This is a genomic window from Stenotrophomonas acidaminiphila (assembly GCF_014109845.1).
GTDB lineage: Bacteria > Pseudomonadota > Gammaproteobacteria > Xanthomonadales > Xanthomonadaceae > Stenotrophomonas > Stenotrophomonas acidaminiphila.
Genome location: NZ_CP043567.1, coordinates 1,088,079 through 1,103,653 on the forward strand (window position 1 = coordinate 1,088,079; position 15,575 = coordinate 1,103,653).

A 15,575-nucleotide genomic window follows, 5' to 3' on the forward strand; every position below is an offset into this window, starting at 1 on the left:
AAGTGTTGCCGTGGATCCAGCGTTGCGCCAAGTCCCAGTCGCTTTCAGGCCTGCCCGGTACCGGCTCATGGCTGGCCTGCTGTGCCTGCTGTCGGCCACGGCGGGCGCTGCCGAGACGCCCGAGCAGCTTGCCGCACGCGTGGACCGTGGCGATTTCGCCGGGGCGCGCTCGCAGATCGACGCTGCACTGCAACAGCCGGCGCTGGGCCAGGCGCAGCGCGACGCCTATCTGTTCCAGCGCGAGCGCATGCGCCGCATGCAGCTGGATTTCGGCCTCGACCGCGAACGCGCGATGGCCGCGGTGCGCCGCTACATCCCCGATCTGCGCGAGGACGAATTCCGCGCCTGGGACGAAGCCGGGCTGATCGAACACCTGGACATCGATGGCCAGCGCCGCTGGTTCAACCGCGCGCCCTCCAACCTGTTCCGGGTCAGCACCGCGGCGGCCGCGCGGCGCTCGCCGGCGATCAAGCCGCCCGCACCCGGCCCGTTCGAGGTGGTCACGCCGCATCACCTGGAAGTGCTCAGGCTCGCGCAGGCCGGTGCCACCCGCAGCGTCGCGCCGCGGCGGCTGCGGGTCACCCAGTCGCTCACGGTCAAGGCCGATGCGGTGCCGGCCGGCGAGACGGTACGCGCCTGGATCCCGTACCCGCGCGCCATCCCCGGGCAGCAGCAGGACATCCGCCTGCTGGGCAGCGTGCCGGGCGGTGCGCAGGTCGCGCCGGAAGCCGCACTGCAGCGCACCGCCTACCTGGAACGCAAGGCGGTCGCCGGCACGCCGACCGCGTTCTCGGTGAGCTATGAGCTCACCGTGTACGCGCGCCATTTCGCCATCGACCCGGACGCGGTGCGACCCACGCCGGACGACCCTGCGCTGGCGCCGTACCTGGCCGAGCGCGCGCCGCACATCGTGTTCACCCCGGCGCTGCGCGAGTTCTCACGGCGCGTGGTGGACGGTGAGACCAACCCGTACCGGATCGCGCGCAAGCTGTTCGATGCGGTCGACCGCATCCCGTGGGGCGGCGCGCGCGAGTACTCGACCATCGGCAACATCAGCGACCACGCGCTGCACGCCACCCACGCCGACTGCGGGCAGCAGACGCTGCTGTTGATGAGCCTGTTGCGCCTGAACGGCATTCCCGCGCGCTGGCAGTCGGGCATGGTGTACTCGGACAACGACACCGGCTACAGCAACCTGCACGACTGGGGCGCGCTGTACCTGGCGCCGTATGGCTGGGTGCCGATGGACGTCACCACCGGCGCGCTCGACAGCCCGGTGCCGGCGGTGCGCGATTTCTACTTCGGCGGGCTGGATGCCTACCGCATCGCGTTCAACGACGACTACGCGCAGGCGCTGGTACCGGCCAAGCAGCACTTCCGCTCCGAAACCGTGGACTCGCAGCGCGGCGAGGCCGAGTGGGCGGGCGGCAATCTCTATTTCGACCAATGGAACTACGACTTCCAGTGGCAGGTCTTGCCGCCACCGGAAGATTGACGCTTCGTGACACCGCTGTAATACACAACACTGCAGGAGAGAGCAGGGGATGAACAGGAAAATGCTGAAAAAGGCGGCGCTCAGCGTCGCGCTGGGTGCGTGCCTCGGGGCGCTCGCACCGACCGTCATGGCGCAGAGTGCCACCGGCGCCATCGCCGGCCGCGCCAATTCCGGTGACCAGATCACCATCACCAACACCGCCACCGGGCTGACCCGCACGGTGACCGCCGGCAGCGACGGCAGCTACCGCCTGAGCCAGCTGCCGGTGGGCGACTACAGCCTGAGCGTCAAGCGCGACGGCCAGGCCGACAAGGAGCCGGTCGCGGTCAACGTCTCGCTGGGCGGCACCACCAACGTCAACCTCGGTGGCAGCGACACCGGTCCGGTGACGCTGGGCTCGGTGCAGGTGGTCGGTTCGCGCATCGTCAACCGGGTAGACGTGTACTCAACCGAGTCCTCGTTCAACATCAGCCGCGAAGAGCTTTCGCGCATGCCGGTGGACCAGAGCGTGGCCGCGGTCGCGCTGCTGGCGCCGGGCGTGGTGAATTCCGGGTCGAGCTTCGGCGGCCTGAGCTTCGGCGGCTCGTCCGTCGCCGAGAACGTGGCCTACATCAACGGCCTCAACGTCACCGATCCGTACCGTCGCCAGGGTTTCTCGACGGTGCCGTTCAACTTCTACCAGGAGTTCCAGATCAAGACCGGTGGCTACTCGGCCGAGTTCGGCCGCAGCACCGGCGGCGTCATCAACGCCATCACCCGCTCGGGCACCAACGAGTTCAAGGGTGGCGTCGAGGTCACGATGGAACCCTCGGCGTGGGCCTCGGCGAAGAAGGATCATTTCCACCGCGATGGCACCATCGACGAGCGTGACCGCACCAGCCGCGATCGCAGCCCGCTGATGAAGACCAATGTGTGGGCTTCCGGTCCGATCCTGAAGGACAAGCTGTTCTTCTTCGCGATGTACGAGAACCGCGACAGCAAGTCGCAGGACGTCGACGCCACCGAGGCGTGGAAGACCAAGAGCAACAACGATTTCTGGGGCACCAAGCTCGACTGGTACATCAACGACAGAAACCGCCTGGAGCTGCTCGCGTTCTCGGACAAGGCCGATTCGGTCACCACCAGTTACGACAACTACAACTGGGATACCAACATCTTCGGTGACTCCAGCGGCCAGAGCAGCGGCTCCTCGGGTGGCGACAACTGGTCGCTGACCTACACCGGCACCCTGACCGACAACTTCGTCGCCAAGGCGATGTACGGCGTCAACAAGCGCAGCGCGGTGAGCAACAGCCCGATGGATGCCGAGTGCAGCATCATCACCCTGGCGTCCAGCTACACCAAGAAGTACGGCCCGAAGACCAACGAGGGCTGCCACCCGACCAATGCCGCCATCAGCAGTCGCGACGACAAGCGCGAAGCGGCGCGTCTGGACTTCGAGTGGACCTTGGGCGACCACCTGCTCCGCTTCGGCCTGGACCAGGAAGTGATGGATTCGGACAGCTCGGTGGTCTACCCGGGCGACGGATTCATGTACCAGGCGCTGGTGGTCAACGCCGGCAGCTCGGTCAATGGCGTGGTGCTGCCGCCCGGCGTCACCGACATCATCGATGCCCGCTACAAGGTCACCGGTTCGCCGGTCAGCACCAAGGCGCAGGCGTTCTACGTGGAAGACAACTGGAACGTCACCCCGAACCTGCTGCTGAACCTCGGCGTGCGCTTCGACCAGTTCCACAACAAGCTGGCCTCCGGCGCCACGTTCGCCAAGAGCACCTTCAGCGACATGATCTCGCCGCGCCTGGGCTTCAGCTGGGACGTGCAGGGTGACGGCTCGATGAAGGTGTTCGGCAACGCCGGCCGCTACTACACCCCGCTGACCAACAAGATCGCCGACTACTTCGGCGGCGGCACCACCGACGAGCACACCTACTACGTGCTCCAGGGCTGGTCGCAGAAGCAGAGCTCGACCGGCAACACCTACCTGGTGCCCGTGCTGGGCCAGCAGATCGGCCCGGTCAATACCGATGGCAACGCTCCGGCACCTTCGGACGTGCGCACGGCGGTGGCGCGTGACCTCAAGCAGGTGTTCCAGGACGAGTTCATCCTCGGCTTCCAGCAGGCGCTCAACGAAGAGTGGTCATACGGCGTCAACGCCACCTACCGGCGCATGACCCGCGCCGTCGAGGACGTGCGCATCAACCATGTCGAGGGCTGCCCCTGGTACTCGGGTGACTGGCCGATCATCAATCCGGGTGAAACCAATCAGCTGTGGTGCCCGGATACCAACAGCTGGGTCACCCTGGATTCGTCCAAGGACGGTTACAAGGCATCGGGTAGCGGCGCCATCATGGGCTACAAGAAGCCCAAGCGTACCTACAAGGCGCTGGAGTTCCAGCTCGACCGTGCCTGGAATGACAAGTGGGCGTTCAACGCCAGCTACATCCTGTCCAAGAGCGAAGGCAACATCGAAGGGCCGGTGAACTCGGATACCGGCTACAACGACACCAACCTGGTGCAGTACTACGACCACCCAGCGGTCAACGAGCGCTATGGCGTGACGTTCAATGACGCGCGCCACCAGTTCAAGCTGCGCGGAACCTTCAAGCTCAACGAGCAGTGGTCCTTCGGCAGCACCCTGTCGGCACGTTCCGGCGGCCCGATCACCGCGTTTGGCGTGGTGTGGCCGAACGACAACCGCAATGCGGGTGGCCCGGGCGAGTACAGCGGTGGTGGTTCGGGTTGGCTGTGCACCGCCAATTGTTCGAGCTGGGCCAACCGCGAGCTGGTCTACACCGAGCGTGGTGCGTTTGGTCGCATGCCGTGGGTGGTCGACCTGGGCGCCAGCGTGATGTGGACCCTGCCGGTAGAAGGCATCGACCTGAAGGCACGCCTGTCCGTCTACAACCTGCTCAACCGCCAGGCCGTCGTCAACGTCCACTCCCGCTACGAGAGCACCCCGGGGACGAAGATGCCTTACTTCGGCGAGGGCACCCACTGGCAGGCACCGCGCTACACGAATCTGGTCGTGACCTGGAACTTCTGACCAGGCCGCGGCGCACCATGATGGATTTGTGGTACTGAGTTCCTCCTCTGGCGGCCCTTGCATGGGGGCCGCCATCTTTTTTTGGAGCAATGCCTTGGATCAGGGATTCACACGAGATGACCACTGCGGTTTGCCGGAGGCGTTCCGGCAGGCTGATCTCCCCGCGCTGGCGGCCCGCGAAGGCACCCCGTTGTATGTCTATGCCGCGCCGGCCATCCGCCAGCGTGTGCGCGCGCTGCGCGAGGCGCTGTCCGGGCTGGACGCCGGCATCCGCTACGCGGTCAAGGCCAACGGCAACGGCGCGGTACTGCGCCTGTTGGCCGAGGAGGGCGCGGGCGCTGACATCGTGTCCGGTGGCGAACTGGAGCGCGCGCTGCGTGCCGGCATCGCCGCGGCCGACATCGTGTTCTCGGGCGTGGGCAAGTCCGACGCCGAGATCGCGCTGGCGCTGGACGTCGGCATCGGCCGCTTCAACATCGAATCGCGTGCCGAGCTCGACGCGATCCAGCGCATCGCCGCCGCGCGCGGCGTCACCGCAGTCGCATCGGTGCGGATCAATCCCGACGTGGACGCCATGACCCACGCCAAGATCTCCACCGGCAAGGCGGAGAACAAGTTCGGCGTCTCCATCGCCGAGGCGCGCGCGTGGTTCGATGCGAAGGCGCAATGGCCCGACGTGCGCCTGGACGGGCTGCACATGCATATCGGCTCGCAGCTGCTGAGCCTGGACCCGGTGCGCGAGGCGCTGGCGCGCATGGCCGCGTTCTGGAAGGAACTGGCCGCCGCCGGGCACGCCATCGCCAGCATCGACGTCGGTGGTGGGCTGGGCGTGCGCTATCGCGAAGGCGAGCAGGCGCCGGACGCGCGCGCGTATGCCGATGCGATCCGCCAGGCGCTGGCCGGCTTCGGCGGGCGCATCCTGGTCGAACCGGGCCGCTGGCTGGTTGCCGAGGCCGGCATCGTGCTGACCCGCGTGCTGCTGGAAAAGCACGGCCAGGCACGCCGGTTCCTGGTGCTGGACGCGGCGATGAACGACCTGCTGCGCCCCAGCCTGTACGACGCCTGGCACGACATCGTGCCGGTGGGCGCGGCGGCCGCCCGCGAGCCCGCCACCTACGACGTGGTGGGGCCGGTGTGCGAGACCGGCGATACCTTCGCCACCGCACGCGAGCTGCCGCGCTGCGAGGCCGGCGACCTGGTGGCGATCCTCGGCGCCGGTGCCTACGGCGCCTCGATGGGATCCACCTACAACTCGCGCCCGCTGCCGGCCGAGGTACTGGTGGACGGCGACCGCTATGCGGTGGTGCGCCGCCGCCAGAGCCTGGATGAAATGCTGTCCGGCGAACAGCCGGCCAATGACTGGAGGCGGACATGACGCATCGGAAAGCCCGTGCTGCCCAGGCGCGGGCCGGTGGACGTGGGCCGGCCCATGGGCTGCCGCGGCTGCTGGTTGCGCTGCTCCTGCTCGTGCTGCTGAGTGCGTGCGCGCACCGCAATCCGCTGGCCCGGTGGGAACGTTCGCCGAACTTCGATGCGCGGCGCCCGGTGGTCGTGGTGCTGCACTACACCGCCGGCAAGACCGCCGAGGGCAGCCTGCACACGCTGCGGACCGCCAACAGCAACGGCCCGGTCAGCGCGCACTACCTGCTGGGCAAGGACGGCACGCTGTACCAGCTGGTGGACGAGCGCAAGCGCGCCTGGCACGCCGGCGACGGGCGCTGGGGCACCCTTACCGATCTCAACTCGGCGTCGATCGGCATCGAGATCGACAACGACGGTTACAGCCCGTATCCGGATGTGCAGATCGAAAAACTGATCGTGCTGCTCGACGACGTGACCCGGCGCCAGGGGATCCCGCGCCAGCAGGTCATCGGCCATGAGGACATGGCACCGGGGCGCAAGATCGACCCGGGCCCGCTGTTCCCCTGGAAGCGCCTGCACGAGGCCGGCTTCGGCATCTGGCCCGACCCGGCCGCCGGCGATCCGCCGCCGGAGTTCGACGGCTGGCTGGCGATGGCCGCCATCGGCTATCCGCTGGACGACCGCGCCAACGCCCTGCAGTCCTTCCGCCATCATTTCCGCGGCATGCGCAGCCAGGGCGCCGAGCTCGATGCCGAGGACCGGCGCATCCTGTACGGCCTGAGCCGGTCGCTACTGCAGGCCCGGGCGCCGTCGGCGCCGACCACGGCCGATACGCCGTAACGGCACGGAGCGCGTCGATGAAACCGATCCTGCTCTGCCTCGCCCTGCTGCCGGGCATCGCCCACGCCGCCGCACCCGCCGCCGATGCCGATGCCGCGTTCTACGATGCGGCGGTGCAGCAGGCCTTTGAGCATTACCGCCTGCCGGGCCTGGCGGTGGGCGTGATCGAGGACGGCAAGGTGGTGCATGTCGCCACCCGCGGCGAGCTGGCCGCCGGCGAGGGACGGCGCGTCGACGGCGACACGCTGTTCAAGATCGCCTCCAACACCAAGGCGATGACCGCGGCGGTGCTGGCGCGGCTGGTGCAGGCCGGGCGCCTGCGCTGGGACGATCCGGTGACCAGGTACCTGCCCGCGTTCCGCATGTACGACCCGTGGGTGACGCGCAACATGCAGGTCCGCGACCTGCTGATCCACAACAGCGGCCTGGGACTGGGCGCCGGCGACCTGATGCTGTGGCCGGAGCCCAATCACTTCACCCGCCAGGACATCATCGCCGGGCTGGCGCACCTCAAGCCGGCCGGCAGCTTCCGCGCCGACTACGCCTACGACAACCTGCTGTACGTGGTGGCCGGCGAGGTGGCCGCCGCTGCCGGCGGCAAATCCTACGCGGCGCTGGTGCGGCAGGAGATCTTCGTGCCGCTGGGCATGGACCGTTGCCAGGTCGGCGACTGGTCGCCGGCGAAGGCGGGCAATGTCGCCCAGCCGCATTACCGCAAGGACGGCCGCAACGTGGTGGTGGGGCGCGATGGCGACGTCGCGTCCGACTTCCCGTCGATGGCCGCCGGCGGCGTGCGCTGCAGCGTCGATGACATGCTGCGCTGGATGCAGGCGCTGCTCGATCCGGCGCGGGCGCCGGGCTGGCTCGACGCCACCCAGCGCCGCGCGCTGTGGACCGCGCACATGCCGATGCCCATCGGCCAGCGCCTGCGCGACTGGGACAACACCCACTTCCTGGCCTACGGCTACGGCTGGCGCCTGTCGGACATGGACGGGCAATGGAAGGTGGCCCATACCGGCACGTTGTCGGGCATGTACTCGTCGCTGGCACTGCTGCCGGACCGGCGTGGCGGCGTGGTGATCCTGATCAATGGCGAGGGCGAGGACGCGCGCACCGCGCTGATGCAGGCCCTGCTCAAGCGCCAGACCGCGCCAGCCGCCGGCCATGACGTGCTGCACTACGCCGGGCTGCTGGAACGGGAGCGCACGCAGCGCCGCTCGGAGGGCCACGTGCGCCCGGTGTTGGCGCCGGCCGTCGCGGTCGCCGCGCGTGAGTTCGGCGCCGATGCCGGGGTGTGGAGCGACCCCTGGTTCGGACAGGTCACGCTGTGTCCGGCTGGTACCGGCATCGCGTTCGCCGCGGTGAAATCGCCGGCCCTGCGCGGCCAGGTCATGCGTTCGGCTGGCCGCCCCTGGGTGCAGTGGCAGGGGCTGGGTGAAGATGCCGAGGCATGGCTGGAGTTTTCCGGCGAGGGTGCGCAGCGCACCCTGCGCATGCGCGCCATCGATCCGGATATCGACTTCAGCTACGACTACCCGGACCTGGAATTCCGCCGCGTCGGCGATTGCCCCTGAATACGCGGGTGAAGGTGACGGCCGGCGCCCATGCCGGCCGCACGTCCGTCATGGCCACGCGATGCCCGGTGGTGATGCCGCGGATGTTGTGCGCCGCATCACGAAAATATTTTATTTCCATAGCCTTGGGGTATGGGGAATAGTTTATTGACCACCGGATTCGGCCCGTGTTAAACAGCTGTGAAACGGGGTTTGGACGGGGGCGCGCGCGCTGGCCGTTTTTTCCGCCCGGGCCTGCTCTACGCAGCGTCCCGGACGGGCAATCCCGACGCTGGACAGGCCTGCAGTCGGGGCTTGGCATGTTGCAGGCCGGCAGACAAGGACGCTCCCCGGTGCGGTGCAACCATGGAAGGAGAGGCACGGCCCCCGCAGCGGTGGCCGTGGATCCCATTGCCTTGGCGGAATCCTGCCGCCCCCCTTGAGGATCGATGGATGGTCGACGTACCCCCGCCAGCACGGATATGTAAGTGCGCCGGCATCGCTCCTGCAGCACCCACGTTACGCGTCCCTTTCTGGAGAGAGAGCATGTTCGCAACCGTACGTCCCCCACGAATGCACCACCTGAGCGCCGCCCTGCTGCTGGCGCTCGGCAGCCCGCTGGCCGCGTTCGCGCAGTCCCAGCCCACGGCCGCCGCCGCGTCGCCCGAAGCGCGCACGCTCGACAAGATCGAAGTCACCGGCTCGCGCATCAAGCGCACCGATGTCGAAGCGGCGATGCCCGTCACCATCATCCAGAAGGCCGAGATCGAGGCCCAGGGCATCACGTCGGCCGAACAGCTGCTGCAGCAGCTGAACATCGCCAGCAGCGGCCCGGACAGCCTGGCCGCCAACAGCGGCGTCGCCCCCCCGGGCACCCGCGGCAACAACGGCGTGTCCGGCGCCAACCTGCGCGGACAGGGTGCCGACGCGACCCTGGTGCTGCTCAATGGCCGCCGCGTCGCCGCGCACGGCCTGGCGGGCCAGGTGGTCGACCTGAACTCGATCCCGTTCGCCGCGATCGAGCGCGTGGAAGTGCTGCGCGACGGCGCGTCGGCCGTGTACGGCACCGACGCCATCGGCGGCGTGATCAACTTCATCACCCGCAACAACTACCAGGGCATCACCCTCACCGCCGGTGCGGACGTGACCCAGGAAGGCGGCGGCAACATCTTCCACGGCAGCCTGCTGGGGGGCTGGGGCGACCTGGACAACGACCGCTGGAACGTCTGGGCCGCGGTCAACGTCAAGCAGAACAAGATCCTGCGCGGCAACCAGCGCGACTTCGTCAACAGCTTCCAGGCCGACCGCGGCCTGTCGCCGGATACCCGCGGCACGCCGTTCGCCAACATCGTCACCGGCACCGGCAGCATGATCGGCGGCGGCCTGAAGGACCCGGTCACCGGCCTCACCAAGACCACCATCAACACGTTGCGCCTGCCCGGCGGCGCCGGCTGCGAGAACGGCGGCGACATGATGGGCGACTACGGCGACAAGATCTGGGCCAGCCCCGGTGCCAGCTTCGGCTGCGCCTGGGACTACGGCCGCGCGCGCACCATCCAGCAGCCAGTGGACACGGTGCAGGGCATCGGCCGCGCCACCTTCAAGGTCGGCGAAAACCATGAGTTCTTCGCCGAGTTCATGGGCTCGAAGGTGACGTCCAAGCGCCAGTTCGAGGCGCAGCAGATCACCACCAGCATCAACGCCAGCGCGACCCAGCTCGATGCCTACGAGCTCAACGCCAACACCAAGGCGACCTACGACGCCATCTACAACCAGCTGCACGATTATTTCGGCAACCAGGCCAACCTGGTCTACGGCAGCCCCATCGCCTACCGCTGGCGCTGCGAAGTCTGCGGCCCGCGCCAGATCGAGACCACCACCAAGGCCTACCGCGCGCTGCTGGGCATGACCGGCAGCCTCGGCAGCTGGGATTACAACATCGGCCTGTCGCGCGCGCAGAGCAAGGCCGAGTCGATGACCGCCGGTGGCTACTACTACACCCCGCAGCTGAAGGCGGCACTGAAGAACGGCGTGCTCAACCCGTTCCTGATGCCGGGCCAGAGCCAGTCGCAGGCGGCCTACGACGCGCTGGCCGCGGCCGACGCCAGCGGCCTGCAGATCTACGAAGGCACCTCGACCACGACCACCTTCGACGCCAGCTTCAGCGGCAGCCTCGGCTTCCGCCTGTGGAGCGACAACGACGTGCAGGCGGCGGCGGGCGTTGACCTGCGCCGCGAGGAATACGAGTTCGGCGGCCCGGCCGAATGGGTGGCCGGCAACGCCTACGTGTTCGGTGTTCCCGGCGATGCCTCCAACTACATGTCGCCCAAGCAGCGCAACGTCAAGGCGGTGTTCGCCGAGGTCAACCTGCCGGTGGTCGACAGCCTGGAGGTCAACCTGGCCGTGCGCCACGACCGTTACGACGGCTTCGGTGGCACCACCAATCCGAAGTACTCGTTCAAGTGGCAGCCGATGGACTGGCTGGTGTTCCGCGGCTCCTACAGCACCGGCTTCAAGGTGCCCGATTTCGCCAAGCTGTTCCGCGGCGTCACCGAGACCCAGTACACCGGCCTGGACCTGGCCGATCCGGCGACCTGTCCGAAGGGCCAGTACAACCCGGACGTGGCCAACTGCAGCGAGCAGATCCGCCCGGACATCATCACCGGCGGCAATCCGAACCTGAAGCCGGAAGAGGCCGAACAGCGCAGCATCGGCTTCGTGATCGCGCCCAACGGCAACTTCAACGTCAGCGTCGACTGGTGGGAGATCGAGCGCACCAACACGATCCGCAGCGGCTTCAACCTGTCGACGATGACGGCCAACTACCCGCTGTACGCCTCCAACTTCATCCGCGACTCGGGCGGCAAGATCATCGCCATCGACCAGCGCTACATCAACACCGGCGGTACCCTGACCCGTGGCATCGAGCTGGACTCCAACGTGCGCGGCGACCTGGCCGGCGGTACCTGGAACATCCACCTCAACGGCAATTACCTGGACACGTTCAGGACCAAGACCTTCGACAGCCTGCCCTACAGCGACAACCTGGTCGGCGAGTACGAGCGCTACTACAACCTGCCGATCAGGTGGAAGCACACCGTCAGCGCCGGCTGGGCCAGGGGCGACTGGGCGCACACGCTGACCCAGGTCTACCGTGGCGGCTACAAGGACTGGAAGCCGGGCGGCGTCGTCAACGGCTACAACCCGCCGGCGTGGGACGGCAACGTCGATGCCTACATCACCTACAACTACAGCCTGACCTGGACGGGCATGGAGAACCTGAAGGCGACGTTCGGCATCCGCAACCTGCTCAACACCGATCCGCCGTTCACCGTCCGCTACCTGGACGACGGCGACGGCGCGGGCTGGGAAGCGCGCGTGGCCGACCCGCGCGGCCGTTCCTTCAACCTGCTGCTGGAGTACCGCTTCCAGTGACGCAACCGCGGGCCCGGTCCCCGGGCCCCTTTCGCCGCCGCCCGGCAACCGGCGGCGGCGAAGGCGCTTTCTTCGTGTTGTCGGCAGGCCGCTCGCCGGTCCTGCCTTGATTCACGCACCACCGTCGTGCAAGCGAGGCGTTGATGAAGATGTCCACCAAGCTGTTGCTCCCGGCCGCGTTGCTGGCCCTGCTCACCGCCTGCGGCCACGCGCCGCCGCGCAACCCGCTGGCAGGCTGGGTGCCTTCGCCGAACCAGGACGTGCGCCGGCCCAACCTGATCGTCATCCACTTCACCGAGCAGGAATCGGTGCAGCAGAGCCTGGATACGCTGCGCGGCCGCAACAGTGGCGGCCCGGTCAGCGCGCATTACCTGATCGGCGCCGACGGCACGCGCTACCAGCTGGTCAGCGACGAGCGCCGCGCCTGGCATGCCGGTGCCGGCAGCTGGGGCCCGTTCACCGACCTCAACTCCGCCTCCATCGGCATCGAGCTGGACAACGACGGCAAGTCGCCGTTCGCCGAAGCGCAGATGCAGAGCCTGCTGGTGCTGCTGGACGACCTGTGCACGCGCCTGCGCATCCCGCGCAGCCAGATCATCGGCCACCAGGACCTGGCGCCGACGCGCAAGCCCGACCCGGGCCCGCTGTTCCCGTGGAAGCGCCTGGCCGACGCCGGCTTCGGCCGTTGGCCGGCCGCCGATGCGCCGCCGGCACCGGACGGGTTCGACCCGTGGACCGCGCTGCGCCTGATCGGCTACCCGCTGGACGACCGCGCCGCCACCGTGCGCGCGTTCCGCAACCATTTCCGTGGCCAGGGCGGCAGCGAGCTGGACGCCGAGGACCTGCGCATCCTGCATGCGCTGGCCACGCCCGCACCGGCCGCACCGGCCACCCACCGCTGAGGCCGGCCGCATGACTCGACCCAACCGTGCATCTTCCCCCCGTACCGGACGCATCGCCATGACGTTCGCCCTGAGCCTGGCGGCGATCAGCCCGGCTGCCCTCGCCGCCGACGGCACCGGCCGGCTGGGCCTGTCGCCGGCGCCGGCCTCCACCGAATTCGTGCAGCAGCGCACCCAGTTCCAGCTGCACACGCTGCTGACCGAACAGCGTCATCCCCGCACCTGGAACCTGAGCGAAGTGGCCGCGCACGATCCGGCGCAGGCGCTGTCGCAGCTGTTCTCGGTCGACGAGGACGTGGCCCGCGCCTTCGCCGCGCTGGCCGATGATCCGCAGCGCATGGCCCGCCTGCATGCGGCCTCGGCGGCGGTGCAGCGTGCGCTGCGCGACGGCCATCGCATCTATTTCTATGGCACCGGCTCCACCGGGCGCCTGGCCGAAACGCTGGAGAGCGGCGTGTGGCGGCCGTTCTGGAAGCGCCTGCAGGACGACCCGGCATGGCCGCGCGTCGCCGCTGCGTTGCCGGCGGGCCTGGGCGAGCGCGTGCGCGGCGAAATCACCGGCGGCGACCGCGCGCTGATCAGCTCGCTGGAGGGCTTCGAGGACCTGCAGCTGATCGGCGCGCTGCAGATGCGCGACGACGGCATCAGCGCCGACGACGTGGTGTTCGCGGTGACCGAGGGAGGCGAGACTTCGGCGGTGATCGGCACCGCGCTGGCCGCCGCCGACCAGCGTGGCGCGGGTACCGACCGGGTCTGGTTCGTCTACAACAACCCGGACGAGGTGCTGCGCCCGTTCGAGCGCAGCCGTCGCGTGCTCGACGATGCGCGCATCCACAAGATCGCGCTGCCCACCGGCCCGCAGGCCATCACCGGGTCCACCCGCATGCAGGCCACCACCACCAGCCTGTACGCGCTGGGGCTGGTGCTGGAAGACGCGCTGCGCGCGCTGCTGCTGCCGCAGCTGGACGCGGCCGACGCACGGCGCCTGGGGCTGGATGCCAAGGACACCCTCGAGAGCCGCCTGCGCGGCTTCGCCGGCCTGCAGCGCAGCGTGGCCGCCAGCGCCCCGCAACTGGCGCAGTGGACCGTGCGCGAGGCCCAGGCCTACGCCGGTGGCCACCACGCCACCTACCTGGCCGGGCAGGCGCTGATGCCGGTGTTCGTGGACGTGACCGAACGCGCGCCGACATTCCGGCTGGCGCCGCTGGACCGCACCGATACGACGCCGCCGGCGTCGTGGATCCGCGTCTGGGCGCCGGTGGCGACGCCGCAGGCGGCCTGGGACGCACTGCTGCACCGCCCGTTCCACGGGCTGGATGCCGCGCAGTACCGCCCGCAGTTCGAGCAGAAGGTGGACGACCCGGCGCTGCGCGTCACCGCGCTGCGCAGCCTGGAACGCGCCGGCGCCGAGCAGCAGGCGCTGTACGACCTGTCCTGGTCGCCGGCCAACCGCGAGCGGCTGCCGCCGCAGGCGGGCGACCTGGGCGTGCTGCTGCGCTATGCCGGCGAGCCGATGGATGCGCTGGCCCGGCAATGGTGGCAGGCGTTCGGCGACGCCGGCGCCGGCCGGCTGACCGTCACCGTGGGGCGCGGCGCGGCCTCCGGCGATGCCGGCAAGGCGCTGGACGGCATGCCCCGCGACATCGCGCTGGAACTGCCGCAGGGCAACGATCCGCTCGGCCTGGACCGCACGCTGGCGCTGAAGATGCTGCTCAACGCGCATTCGACCGCGGTGATGGCGCGGCTCGGGCGCACCGTGGGCAACACCATGACCGCGGTGCAGCCGGGCAATCTCAAGCTGATCGGCCGTGCCACCTACCTGATCCAGTCGCACGTCAACGCCGTGCTCGATGGCAAGCGCTGGCGCGCGCAGCATGGCGCCACCGACCTGCTGGGCTATGCCGAGGCCAATGCCGTGTTGTACGAGGCGATCGACCAGCGCGCACGCCTGCCGGAGGCGGCGCAGCTGCCCGAGGTGGAGCTGGCGATCGTCGCCGTGCTCGAGTGCCTGGACAGCGGCAGGCCGCTGGACTGGGCCGGCGCCGCGCAGCTGCTGCGTGCCAAGGGCCTGAACGGCTATCTGCGCGAGCGCACCTGAGCCATGCGCAGAGCCATTGCCATGAATCTCCGGTGTTGGATCGCGTTGCCTGCGCTGGCCGCCTGCGCCGTGGCGCAGGCGGCGGTGCCGGCGGTGTCCCCGGCCGCCACGCCGGCGCAGGCCGGCATGCTGGATGTCGCCACCCTGGCGCCGGGGTTCTCGCTGGACATGCGCTATGCCGGCAGCGACAACTTCACTGGCCGGCCGGTGCCCGGTTACGACGCGCCGCGTTGCTACCTGCTCGCGCCGGTCGCGCAGGCGCTGGCGCGCGTGCAGCGCGCGCTGCAGGCGCAGGGCCACGCGCTGCGGCTGTACGACTGCTACCGCCCGGTACGCTCGGTGCAGTCGTTCGTCGCCTGGGCGCACGACCCGGCCGACCAGCAGGCCAAGGCCCGCTACTACCCGAACATCGACAAGAGCCGGTTGCTGGACGGCTACATCGCCGAGCATTCCGGCCACAGCCGCGGTGCCACCGTGGACCTGGGCCTGCTCGACTGCCGCCAGGGCGGCTGCGTGGAACTGGACATGGGCACCGGCTTCGACCGGTTCGATCCGCTGGCGCATACCGACAGTCCGGACATCACCGCCCGGCAGCGCGACAACCGCCGGCTGCTGCTCGACGCGATGGGCGCCGAAGGCTTCGCCAACTACCCCATGGAATGGTGGCACTACACATTCCGGCCCGAGCCGACCCCCGATACCGCCTACGACTTCCCGGTGCGCTAGCGCGACCAGCGCCGCATCACGCGGCGCTGGCGTCGCCACCAAAGCCGCGTCGCGGCCACCGGCGCGCCTGCGGGCCGCGTGCGGCCGGCTACACTGCGGCCTCCCCGTTGCCATGACCGGA

The 15,575-nt window shown here is 69.1% G+C and carries 9 protein-coding genes; all 9 read left to right on the forward strand.

Translation table 11 applies throughout. From position 1 onward, the window contains the following. Positions 1-10 precede the first annotated feature (10 nt). The 9 genes from F0P95_RS05025 to F0P95_RS05065 all read left to right on the forward strand — a co-directional run bounded on the left by F0P95_RS05025 (position 11) and on the right by F0P95_RS05065 (position 15,454). Positions 11-1,495: a transglutaminase-like domain-containing protein gene (locus F0P95_RS05025; RefSeq protein ID WP_425515909.1), complete on the forward strand. Its 1,485-nt coding sequence runs from the start codon at positions 11-13 to the stop codon at positions 1,493-1,495. A gap of 49 nt (positions 1,496-1,544) precedes the next feature. Continuing rightward, complete coding sequence (locus tag F0P95_RS05030; protein ID WP_182335918.1) at positions 1,545-4,538, forward strand: TonB-dependent receptor; 2,994 nt, start codon at positions 1,545-1,547, stop codon at positions 4,536-4,538. A 130-nt stretch (positions 4,539-4,668) separates the two neighbouring features. Further along, positions 4,669-5,913, forward strand: a complete 1,245-nt coding sequence (lysA, locus tag F0P95_RS05035) for a diaminopimelate decarboxylase (protein WP_232528785.1) — start codon at positions 4,669-4,671, stop codon at positions 5,911-5,913. Then, positions 5,910-6,740 (forward strand): N-acetylmuramoyl-L-alanine amidase, encoded by an 831-nt coding sequence (locus F0P95_RS05040; protein WP_182335920.1) that lies wholly within the window; start codon positions 5,910-5,912, stop codon positions 6,738-6,740. Before lysA ends, F0P95_RS05040 begins: the two co-directional genes overlap by 4 nt. Positions 6,741-6,757: 17 nt before the next feature. Next, entirely contained in the window at positions 6,758-8,314 is a 1,557-nt protein-coding gene (locus F0P95_RS05045) for a serine hydrolase domain-containing protein (RefSeq protein WP_182335921.1), read from the forward strand. A gap of 525 nt (positions 8,315-8,839) precedes the next feature. Beyond that, a complete protein-coding gene (locus tag F0P95_RS05050) occupies positions 8,840-11,728 on the forward strand; it encodes a TonB-dependent receptor domain-containing protein (protein ID WP_182335922.1) in 2,889 nt (962 codons plus the stop codon). A 143-nt stretch (positions 11,729-11,871) separates the two neighbouring features. Further along, entirely contained in the window at positions 11,872-12,630 is a 759-nt protein-coding gene (locus tag F0P95_RS05055) for an N-acetylmuramoyl-L-alanine amidase (RefSeq protein WP_182335923.1), read from the forward strand. 58 nt (positions 12,631-12,688) lie between these two features. Further along, complete coding sequence (locus tag F0P95_RS05060) at positions 12,689-14,728, forward strand: N-acetylmuramic acid 6-phosphate etherase family protein (protein ID WP_182335924.1); 2,040 nt, start codon at positions 12,689-12,691, stop codon at positions 14,726-14,728. A 21-nt stretch (positions 14,729-14,749) separates the two neighbouring features. Next, positions 14,750-15,454, forward strand: coding sequence for a M15 family metallopeptidase (locus F0P95_RS05065; protein ID WP_232528786.1), 705 nt, complete (start codon positions 14,750-14,752; stop codon positions 15,452-15,454). The last annotated feature ends 121 nt before the right edge of the window (positions 15,455-15,575 follow it).

Bases quoted from the DNA above. Each gene is read 5' to 3' on its own strand.
- F0P95_RS05030 (WP_182335918.1), top strand. From the start codon at position 1,545: ATGAACAGGAAAATGCTGAAAAAGGCGGCGCTCAGCGTCGCGCTGGGT.
- F0P95_RS05040 (WP_182335920.1), top strand. From the start codon at position 5,910: ATGACGCATCGGAAAGCCCGTGCTGCCCAGGCGCGGGCCGGTGGACGT.
- F0P95_RS05045 (WP_182335921.1), top strand. From the start codon at position 6,758: ATGAAACCGATCCTGCTCTGCCTCGCCCTGCTGCCGGGCATCGCCCAC.
- F0P95_RS05050 (WP_182335922.1), top strand. From the start codon at position 8,840: ATGTTCGCAACCGTACGTCCCCCACGAATGCACCACCTGAGCGCCGCC.
- F0P95_RS05055 (WP_182335923.1), top strand. From the start codon at position 11,872: ATGAAGATGTCCACCAAGCTGTTGCTCCCGGCCGCGTTGCTGGCCCTG.
- F0P95_RS05060 (WP_182335924.1), top strand. From the start codon at position 12,689: ATGACGTTCGCCCTGAGCCTGGCGGCGATCAGCCCGGCTGCCCTCGCC.
- F0P95_RS05065 (WP_232528786.1), top strand. From the start codon at position 14,750: ATGAATCTCCGGTGTTGGATCGCGTTGCCTGCGCTGGCCGCCTGCGCC.